Annotated in this window: 7 protein-coding genes; 3 read left to right on the top strand and 4 right to left on the bottom strand. The window is 40.6% G+C overall.

Features of this window, described 5'->3' with window-relative positions; translation table 11 throughout:
* Positions 1-87: 87 nt before the first annotated feature.
* The gene (locus ABZB17_RS18515) at positions 88-321 is read right to left on the bottom strand and encodes an acyl carrier protein (protein WP_045026237.1); all 234 of its coding nucleotides are present in this window, start codon (positions 319-321) and stop codon (positions 88-90) included.
* Between the two features lie 183 nt (positions 322-504).
* On the opposite strand from ABZB17_RS18515, the gene purN reads away from it, so the two are divergent.
* From purN to ABZB17_RS18500, 3 genes are all read left to right on the top strand, one after another.
* Positions 505-1077, top strand: coding sequence for a phosphoribosylglycinamide formyltransferase (gene purN, locus ABZB17_RS18510; RefSeq protein ID WP_372652368.1), 573 nt, complete (start codon positions 505-507; stop codon positions 1075-1077).
* Between the two features lie 134 nt (positions 1078-1211).
* Positions 1212-2744, top strand: a complete 1533-nt coding sequence (locus ABZB17_RS18505) for a sensor histidine kinase (protein WP_372652366.1) — start codon at positions 1212-1214, stop codon at positions 2742-2744.
* A 2-nt stretch (positions 2745-2746) separates the two neighbouring features.
* A complete protein-coding gene (locus ABZB17_RS18500; RefSeq protein WP_163348537.1) occupies positions 2747-3436 on the top strand; it encodes a response regulator transcription factor in 690 nt (229 codons plus the stop codon).
* 66 nt (positions 3437-3502) lie between these two features.
* Here the strand turns inward: ABZB17_RS18500 and lepA are convergent, their stop codons facing one another.
* The 3 genes from lepA to ABZB17_RS18485 form a co-directional block, all read right to left on the bottom strand.
* Complete coding sequence (gene lepA, locus ABZB17_RS18495; RefSeq protein ID WP_045026241.1) at positions 3503-5290, bottom strand: translation elongation factor 4; 1788 nt, start codon at positions 5288-5290, stop codon at positions 3503-3505.
* Between the two features lie 76 nt (positions 5291-5366).
* Positions 5367-5867 (bottom strand): putative molybdenum carrier protein, encoded by a 501-nt coding sequence (locus ABZB17_RS18490; protein WP_372652363.1) that lies wholly within the window; start codon positions 5865-5867, stop codon positions 5367-5369.
* A gap of 145 nt (positions 5868-6012) precedes the next feature.
* On the bottom strand, positions 6013-7020 hold the full coding sequence (locus ABZB17_RS18485; RefSeq protein WP_372652361.1) for an aldo/keto reductase: 1008 nt from the start codon (positions 7018-7020) through the stop codon (positions 6013-6015).
* Positions 7021-7075: the final 55 nt, after the last annotated feature.

Raw genomic sequence — 7075 nt, 5'->3', positions numbered from 1 at the left:
TAAAGGATTAACGGTTCCAACACCGGTTATTACTACCCGTTTTAATTCCATAAATGAATTCTATGAATATAACTTCTTTTGGTAAAATTAGAGAGCAGCTTCGATGTGAGCTACTGCTTCACCTACTGTAGAAATTTTTTCTGCCTCGTCGTCTGGAATAGCAAGATCAAATTCTTTCTCAAATTCCATGATCAATTCAACTGTGTCAAGTGAATCTGCACCAAGATCGTTAGTGAAAGATGCTTCAGTAGTTACTTCACTTTCGTCAACACCTAATTTATCAACGATTATTGCTTTTACTTTTGCTGCAACGTCAGACATAATTCTTAATTTTAATTAATACTAAATTTTGTTTTAAATAATTCGCTGCAAAGTAATACATTTACGCTTTAAATCTCCAAGAAAAAAATTAAAAAAGATGTTAACGTTGCAGCTCATATAACTATTAACCGCCTAAAATTGAACGAATTGTTTAAAAGTTCTAAAGTCTAAAGAAACGTTAAAATGGAACAAAAGAGGATTGCAGTCTTTGCTTCGGGATCGGGAACCAATGCCGAGAATATTTTTAAGTACTTTCTTGGAAATGAAAAAATTATGATCGATTCCTTGTGGGCAAACAAATCTGAAGCCTATGCATTGGTGCGGGCACAAAAACATGGGGTGGAAACCTTTGTGTTTAATCGCAACCAATTCTATAATACCAACGAAATTGTTGAAACATTAAGAAATCGTAAAGTGGATGTTATTGTGCTGGCGGGTTTTTTGTGGCTTATCCCCGACAACCTGGTCGAAAACTTCACGATTATTAATATACATCCGGCTTTGCTGCCCAAATATGGCGGTAAAGGAATGTACGGAATGAATGTGCACAAGGCGGTGGTTGAAAACAAAGAAACGTATTCGGGGATCACTATTCATTACGTAAACCAGAATTACGATGAGGGAAAAATCATCTTTCAGGCAAAATGCGAAGTGTTGCCTGAAGATACGCCCGAGCAGGTAGCTGCAAAAGTGCACGCGCTGGAATACAAGCATTACCCACCGGTAATAGAAAAAGTGCTAAGCGGAAATAGCTAATAAACGTCAATAATTAACCGGAATTATGGCTGGTTGGTTAATTAATTTTACAAATTACAATATCCTGTTAAATAATGTTAAGTGCCATATTCTCAACATTTCAATAAAATTATCTTTGTCGCATGAGTCGTAAAATGCTAATAACATTAATTGTGTTGATGGCGGTTGTGCTGTCGGGTTTGATATTGGTTCAGGGATCGATGATCAAAGCAGCAGCAGATATTAGGGAGGAACAATTTAATAAGCAGGTAATAAATGCATTGGCTCAGGTAGTCAGGCAACTAGAGGCTGATGAGGAATACATTGCACGACAATACGCACGCAGTGGTATAATACCTGGGAGTGGGAATGCCAATGAGTTTGGTGGAGTATTTCCTCGAAATAACAGTGGAAGTGTACTTAGTTTCCAATTTTCGATTTCGCAGCAAAATAATTACGGACAGTTGGAAGAAAGTTATCGAATGCAGTATCAGGATTCTTCTGCTTCAGGGAGCGGTGTCTTAACTATTGAACAACTTCTGATTAGCCGGCAGGAAATTGAGCGCCGACGAGAACAATGGCTAAAGGATGTTGACTGGAAGAACTTCGAAATTTTGTACCTGGAGGACCGACCAATTGAAGACAGAATTGACACTTCTCGGCTTGCCGAATTACTCTCACGTGCAATGAATCAATCGGAGATTGAATTGGGTTACAAATATGCAGTAACAAACGCAACCCGTGGGAGAGAGGATATTTTGCTTGGAGAGCCAGGCTACCATGTTGGAAAAAGTACCAAGGAATTCAGCCAGTTGTTGTTTCAAAACGACTATGGCGGTGCCAAACCCAACTATTTGAATGTATATTTTCCTGACCAAAAAGGATATCTATTCAGACAAACCGGACTTACCATTATACCTACAATTATTTTAACCGGGCTGCTGATTGCCATTTTTGCTTATGCTTTAATGGTTATCATGCGCCAGAAAAAACTGTCGAACATTAAAAACGACTTTATAAATAACATGACGCACGAGCTGAAAACACCAATTTCAACTATTTCGCTGGCCAGTCAAATGTTGCAGGACGGTAGTGTTACCAATACACCGTCGATAATTGAACACGTTGCAAACGTTATTAATCAGGAAAGTAAACGTTTGGGATTTCAGGTGGAGAAAGTGCTGCAGATGGCTGTTTTTAACGAAGGCCGTTTAAAGTTGAAGTTCCGCGAGTTCGACGCGAATAAGATGATAAAAACCGTAACCGCTAACTTCGAGTTGCGGGTTAACAATAAAAACGGGACACTTCATACCGAGATTTTAGCAGATAATGCACTTATTAAAGGCGACGAGGTGCATATTACAAATGTTATTTTTAACTTGCTTGACAATGCGATGAAATACAGCAGGGAGGTACCCGAGATATGGGTAAAAACCGAAAACCGAAAAGATCAGCTTGTTATTTCGGTTCAGGATAATGGCATTGGAATTGCTAAGGAACATCATGCGCAGATTTTTGATCGTTTTTACAGGGTACCAACAGGAAATGTTCACGATGTAAAAGGATTCGGTCTGGGATTAAGTTATGTGAAGAAGATTATCGACCTTCACAACGGTACAATAAAAGTTGAAAGTGCTTTGAATAAAGGAACGAAATTTAAAATTTATTTCCCACAAATAAATAATTAACCATGGAACAAAAAACAAAATTACTACTGGCAGAAGACGACGAGAATTTAGGCTTATTATTAAAAGAATATTTGGTTGCAAAAGGATATGATGCAGAGCTTTATCCGGATGGAGAAGCAGCTTACAAAGGATTTATGAAAGAGCATTTCGACATTTGTGTGTTGGATGTGATGATGCCCAAAAAAGACGGATTTACACTGGCAAAAGATATACGTATTATAAATGCCGACATCCCGATAATTTTCCTGACAGCAAAAAACATGAAAGACGATGTACTGGAAGGTTTTCAGCTGGGAGCCGACGATTACATTACCAAGCCTTTTAGTATGGAAGAGCTGATTATGCGTTTGGAGGCGATTTTGCGGCGTACTTCGCAGGAAGGACAGGCCAGCGCACAACAGGTTTTTACGCTGGGTAAATTTACTTTCGATACCCGGAAGCAAACGCTTACTGAAGGCGAAAACACCGTTAAACTGACTACAAAAGAATCGGATTTGCTAAAATTGCTTTGCCAGAATGCCAACAAAGTGCTGGAACGTAATTATGCATTAAAATCGATTTGGATCGACGATAACTATTTTAATGCACGCAGTATGGATGTTTATATTACCAAACTGCGCAAGCACCTGAAAGAAGAACCTACCGTTGAAATTATAAATGTACACGGAAAAGGTTATAAACTGATTGTTTGATGAAACGCTATAGCAAAAGAAAAGCCTGATAATTTTATCAGGCTTTTTTATGATTTTGAATTTCTTTTAATCCAGTTTTAATACGGCAAGGAAAGCTTTTTGAGGTACCTCAACGTTACCCACTTGTTTCATTCGTTTTTTTCCTTTTTTCTGTTTCTCCAGCAGTTTACGTTTTCGCGTAATATCACCGCCATAACATTTTGCCGTTACGTCTTTTCGAACAGCTTTTACAGTTTCGCGGGCAATAATTTTTGCACCGATAGCTGCCTGAATGGCAATGTCAAACTGTTGTCTCGGAATCAGTTCTTTTAGTTTTTCGCACATTCGGCGTCCGAAAGCATAAGCATTGTCGAAGTGAATTAATGTCGACAGGGCATCAACCATTTCGCCGTTCAGCAGAATGTCCAAACGTACCAGTTTTGCCGGTTTGTAACCACTCATGTGGTAATCAAACGACGCATAACCTTTCGAAATACTTTTTAGTTTGTCGTAAAAGTCGAAAACGATTTCTCCCAGCGGAAGATTAAAAACCAGTTCGGCACGCTCGGCAGTCAGGTAATTCTGGCTGACCAGTTCGCCGCGTTTATCGAGACACAAGGTCATTACCGGCCCAATAAATTCCGAAGCTGTAATGATATTCGCCCTGATGTATGGTTCTTCTATCTCGTCGACAGTTGTTGAAGCCGGCATTCCCGAAGGGTTGTAAACCGTAATTTCACTTCCGTCGGTAAGGTGAGCTTTATACGAAACGTTGGGTACTGTTGTAATAACGTTCATGTCGAATTCGCGCTCCAAACGTTCCTGGATAATCTCCATGTGCAAAAGGCCAAGGAAACCGCATCGGAATCCAAATCCCAGTGCTGCTGATGATTCCGGCTCGAAAGTTAACGATGCATCGTTCAGTTGCAGTTTATCCATTGCCGCACGAAGATCTTCATAATCATCTGCGTCAATTGGGTAGACTCCGGCAAAAACCATAGGTTTTACTTCTTCAAAACCTTCAATGGCCTTGTCGCAAGGGTTAACAACGTGAGTAATCGTGTCACCAACTTTTACCTCTTTTGCTGTTTTAATCCCCGAAATAATGTATCCAACATCTCCGGGACCTAAAACATCACGAGGCTGCAAACTTAGTTTTAGTACACCCACTTCGTCGGCATCGTATTGTTTGCCGGTGGCCACAAATTTCACCAGGTCTTTTTTCCTTATTTCACCATTCTGAATTTTGAAATAGGCGATAATTCCGCGAAACGAATTAAAAACCGAATCGAAAATAAGTGCCTGCAACGGTGCTTTAGGATCGCCTTTCGGGTGTGGTATTTTGTATATAATCTGATTCAGAATTTCCTGAACTCCTTCTCCGGTTTTTCCGCTGGCGCGAATAATATCTTCGCGGTCGCAGCCGATAAGGTCGATGATTTGATCTTCAACAACTTCGGGCATCGCATTTGGGAGGTCCATTTTATTCAGTACCGGAATAATTTCCAGGTCGTGTTCAATGGCCAGGTACAAATTCGAAATGGTTTGCGCCTGAATTCCCTGGGTAGCATCGATAATAAGTAATGCTCCTTCGCATGCAGCAATCGATCTCGAAACCTCGTACGAAAAATCGACGTGTCCCGGAGTATCAATCAGGTTTAATTTATAGGGCTCTCCATCGTGCACATAATCCATTTGTATGGCATGGCTTTTAATCGTAATCCCACGTTCCTGTTCCAGATCCATACTATCGAGCACCTGGGCGTGCATTTGGCGTTCGCTAATCGTTTTGGTAAATTCCAAAAGGCGGTCAGCCAACGTGCTCTTTCCATGGTCGATATGCGCAATGATGCAAAAGTTTCTAATTTTCTCCATTTACTACCTCTTAACAACCATTCAATTAAATGGTTCCTTCTATTTTGCGCAAAGATATTTTATTTTTTGATATAAATCAGGGCAGCATTGCCGATGCCGACGATTTAATTTTTACAATCAATTCGGTAATAAACCGGTAGGTTCGCGGGTAGGCGTCAGTCCATTCGCTTTCGCGGGGACCGGCAACATTCAACGTGTTTATATTATTAAGAATTAACCATGGTATTAAGTGCGAAGGATTTGTATCAGTCCGAACAATTCGCAGCGGTTTTTTTAACTTTTGGGCAAACTGCTGGGTAAGCAGTGTTCCGCCTGTTAAATCTTCCGAAACCAGGATTAAAGTTCCGTCTGAATCTGTGACATTTTTTCGTGTTCTGGCAGCATAGTCTTCTTCGGGCAATTCATTTAACGGATACTTTGCAGCTATTTTTCCGTCTTCAGCTTTCCGGTTTTTAGGGCACCAGCCACCGCACGGGAAGGAATATTTCAGACAAACATCTAAAACTGCGCGATCGACACCAGTTTGTCCTCCGGAAATCAACTTTTGGCATGGTATTTGTATTTTATTTTTCGTCATGAAAACAATTAAACTGAGTATAATTTATTGTATTCAGAAAATAGATTAGAAACAAAATACTTCACAGCAATATGCTGTTTTTTCATAAGTTTGGTTTAGTTAGGTTTAGTTTGAATCCCGGTAGCAGAGGCGCCGGGATTTTCTTTTATGATTCCTTTCGTTTGTAATATTCAATTCCTCCCGACTCAGCCAGAAGTTTTACTTTGTCGATAAGATTCTGCTTTTCATCTTCCGATAATTTTGAGAATGAGCGTGCCAGCGCAATTTTTTCGCGCATGAATGTTGCGTTCTCATTTCCCGATATCAAAACTGAAACAGGTAGTGACCAAACAAAATGCATCGCTTGTTTTATGCTTACATAGTTCGGGATCACCGGGTCGTCAGATGTCCAGTTGGCTTCTTCCTTTTTGGAAAAGAATCTTCCGTCGGCCAGCGATTTTATGGATAAAATACCCATGTTTCGATCAAGTGCCTTTGGCATTACGTTTTCGATAAAACTATAATACGATGCATCAAGAAGGTTAACCGGCATTAGTACAGTGTCGAAGATATCACTTGCTTCGGTTTGTTCGAGCATTCGCATGTGGGCATACGGATTTTGGTGGCCGGTAAATCCAAGGTATTTTATTTTGCCCTCTTGTTTCGCTTTTAAAAGTACGTCTAAAACACCATTGTTTATTCTGTTGTCAACATCACCGGGCGTTGAAATGGCATGAACCTGATACAGGTCAATCTGGTCAACTTTTAGTCTTCGTAACGAGCCCTCCAAATGTTCCTGCACGGTTTTGGCATCGCGGCCGGTTGATTTTGTCATCAGAAAAATCAGGTCGCGGTACTTTGGAGTCAGGTATTTCCCGTATCGTTCTTCGCTGGTTCCTCTTGAATAACTTTCAGCAGTATCGAAAAAACGGACACCGCCTTCAAGAGATGCTTCTATTACTTCCTGTGCATCGCGTTCGGTTGTCCAGCCCACATGGTAGCCACCGGTGCCAAGCATGGTAACGTGTTCGCCGGTTCGGCCTAATTTTCGTTTTGGCAATACTTCTCCCAGTCTGTCGCGCGTTTCCTGACCAGAAGCAAAGGAGCCTGAAGCCAAACTAATTCCGGCAGTTGCGCCGGCAAGCGATTTCAAAAATGATCTTCTGTTGGTCATAGTCATTAAGTTTTATGGTTTTTTGTTTAATACTTATTATCACTAGTGTCCCATT

This window comes from Draconibacterium sp. (genome assembly GCF_041583095.1).
In the GTDB taxonomy this organism is placed as follows: domain Bacteria; phylum Bacteroidota; class Bacteroidia; order Bacteroidales; family Prolixibacteraceae; genus Draconibacterium.
This window is presented reverse-complemented; position numbering and strand designations above follow the sequence as displayed.